At 58.0% G+C, this 2,993-nt stretch carries 3 protein-coding genes and 1 tRNA gene; all 4 read right to left on the bottom strand.

All coding sequences use genetic code 11. The features are described 5' to 3' along the window. Positions 1-77: 77 nt before the first annotated feature. Positions 78-162 (bottom strand) — tRNA-Ser (locus tag ACVWYY_RS14415). A 73-nt stretch (positions 163-235) separates the two neighbouring features. Next, a complete protein-coding gene (locus ACVWYY_RS14410) occupies positions 236-658 on the bottom strand; it encodes a DUF2358 domain-containing protein (RefSeq protein WP_457404240.1) in 423 nt (140 codons plus the stop codon). After that, complete coding sequence (locus ACVWYY_RS14405) at positions 655-1,452, bottom strand: MBL fold metallo-hydrolase (protein ID WP_457404238.1); 798 nt, start codon at positions 1,450-1,452, stop codon at positions 655-657. The genes ACVWYY_RS14410 and ACVWYY_RS14405 overlap by 4 nt, the downstream gene beginning before the upstream one ends. Positions 1,453-1,467: 15 nt before the next feature. Further along, on the bottom strand, positions 1,468-2,808 hold the full coding sequence (locus ACVWYY_RS14400) for a TldD/PmbA family protein (RefSeq protein WP_414417398.1): 1,341 nt from the start codon (positions 2,806-2,808) through the stop codon (positions 1,468-1,470). Positions 2,809-2,993: the final 185 nt, after the last annotated feature.

The following is a 2,993-nucleotide window of genomic DNA, read 5'->3' as shown; positions in this document are numbered from 1 at the left end:
GAGAGAGTGGGATTCGGTCGCGCCAGCGGGCCGGATGGCCTTACCCACGGTGAGTTGCTCTCACAAACAAGTTCCAGCGGAGAGAGTGGGATTCGAACCCACGGTGAGTTGCCCCACACAGCATTTCCAGTGCTGCGCCTTCGACCACTCGGCCATCTCTCCAGATTGAGAATAGGGGCGACTTTCCAGAGAGCTAAAAAGTCAGCTTTGTGATCCTAGCAGAGGATGGAAGCTATTAACGGGATCCTTTGGGCTCCCCAGGCCGAAACATTTGCAGCAGCACTTCCCAGCGGGAGCACCGCCAGTAATCAACATGGGATCCGATCAACCCCGTCTCATTGATCTGCATCTCTGTCCAGCCGGGGATGCACAGGCGGGGACGCCAAGGCAAAGCCAAAGAACCGCTTAGGATCCACTCGGTGCGGATCTGGTTGCCGGTTTGCCGAATATCCTGCAGATCGAGACGGATATCCTGTAGCCAACGACCTATCCCCTCGATCATGCGGCGATAGCGATCCAAGCCGCGAAACTCGTTGAGGGGATCCCGGAAGTAAACCTGGGGATCGTAAATCGAATAAGTTTGATTTTTGGGAAAGCGAGCATAATCTGCCCGCAAGATGGTCACCAGATCAGGCGGGGCTTGGGAAGGAAGGCTCATGTCTTGGCCACGACAGAAAGAGACACCGTTTCCCCAGGGGCGGGGCAACACAACTGGATGGATTGGGACGTGGCGGCATTCAAGGCTGCCAGCTTTTCTCGAAACTCCTGCAGGCTGCCCAAGGGGCGGATCTGGGCGGCAAACCACCCGTGGTAGTCCACCTCTCCCATCGCCGTAGGGATCACCTGCTGGGGGCGTAGGGCTGCCACCACCTCCAGGGCCCGCTCTGGCCCCATGATCACCTCTCCCAAGAGGGGAAAGATCTGCCCCACCACCGGAATCAGTAGGGTATGGATGGAGCCAAACTCCTGCTGCAGCCGCGGGCGGACATCCGGCTGGGACAGATGAGGCTCGTAGTAAAGCCGTGTCTGAGAGGACACCTCTTCCAGCAGATAGCCCAGCTCACGGACAGGCCCTAGGGGCGCACCGGGAATGGCTGTGACCCGCAGATCCCCCCACTGAGCGGACTGCCAGGGATCCAGAGCCTGAACCGTTGCAAATCCCAGACTCTTCACGACTCTGGCTGCAGCCGGCGAAGCCAAAACGGGGATCCGCTTATCCAGGCGCTGCAACGTTGGTGGGTGGCAGTGATCCGGCTGGGCTTGGCTGAGGAGGATCCCGTCGATTTTGGGCAAGGTCTCCGGCGTAAAAGGGAGCGGCTGGCGGTGCTCCAGGCGGATGAACCAGGGGATCCCCAGAAACACCAGGGGATCCACCAGCCACGGATCCAATAGGAAGGTTTGCTCCCGGGTGTGGATGAGCCAACTGTTGAGGTCGATGCGGGTCAGTTTCATGAGTTGAAAGTAAGGTTATTGGCCGGTAATGGAGAGATCGGCAACCCAGATGCGGGGACACAGCCCACCCGGTGTGACTTGCGGCTCGGGCTCGACGTAGAAAATCGACTTCAACAACTCCAGAAAGTCTCCGGCCACCGTGGCCGCTTCGATGCTGATGCGTTCTCCTTGGCGTACCCACCACCCCTGAAACGGCAGCGAGAAGGATCCCTGTAGGGGCTTAACGCCGGCATGAAGCGCTTGCAGCTCATCGATCCAAACCACATTTTCAGCCGTAGCCAAGTCATAGGTGCTCTCCGGCGGTGCCCCGGCAAATACATGGTAGTAGTGGGCGGCAACTGTGACCTTGGCGCCGATATTGGCGTGGCCTGTGGGCTGGGCTCCTAGGCGCTTGGCTGTACCGGCGCTGTGCAAAAAGTGGGTCAAGACTCCATTGGTGATGAGGGGGACGCGGCGAGTGGGGGTGCCTTCGCCATCAAAGCTGATCGCTCCCACATTGGTCGGGTGTAGGGCATCGTCACACACCGATAGGAGAGGCGAGGCAATGGTCTTGCCCAGGGATTCTGGGGTGGACAGGCTTTGGTTGTCCAAAATGTTTTGGGCATTGAACACATTGGAGAAGGCGCTCAACAAACTCAAAAAGGCTTCTCCGGAAAAGACCACTGTGTATTTTCCAGAGGGGATCCGCTCGTACTCCAGATGGCTAATCAGTTTCTCAGCAGCTTCCTGCACACAACCCTGGATATCCAACTCATCCAGGCTGCGAGCCACTCGCATGGCTCCGGCGCTGCGGGGTTTGCGTCCTTCTTGCTCTGCCTTGCTGTAGAGAAAAACCGAAGCGAGGGTATGCTCCTCTTGTCGTAGGGCTTGGTGGCTATTGAGGTAGAAGCGGTTGATCTGCCGCTGCGCTAGGCCGTTGTAGGGCACCCCCTGAATGGCGGGATGGGATCCCAGGAGTGCCTTTTCGGCAGCCACCAACTGTTCCAACAAGTCGCCGGCCAAAGCCAACGGCCCTTTGTCGTTACAAGGCTGGGCAATGGGCAGAGTGGCTTCCGGGCTGAATTGAGGGGCATGTTCCCGCACGCCAAAATGGCTGGCTTCAAAGGCCGTTTGCAGGGCCAGTTCCAGCCCCGCCTCATCCACATCGGTGGTGGAAGTTACTCCCACCTGCCCTTGGTCGTTCCAGGCCCGCACCGTCACGCTGCAGCGGTGGGAAGCCTTGACCTGGCGAGGTTCCCCATGATCTACCTGCACGCTGGTTTCATCCACTTGAGCCCCGTAGAGATCAAACTGAGGGATCCCCAGCCGCCGGGCACAGCTTTGTGCCTGTTCTGCCAACACCTCGACTTGCACCATTGCCACTCCCCAAGTTCCTGTTGCCATCCAGCGCCTCTAGTAAACTACCCGCACTCATGCTGACGCAGAGCGCTCCGCACCGCTAAAGCGAAAGAGCATGACTCTAGTCAATAATAAGCTCAACTATACTGAAAATAATGTATAATATGTTCAGTACGGATTACTACCAGTTGATCTTTCTGTTT

Source organism: Thermostichus sp. MS-CIW-34 (assembly GCF_054060435.1).
This window is presented reverse-complemented; position numbering and strand designations above follow the sequence as displayed.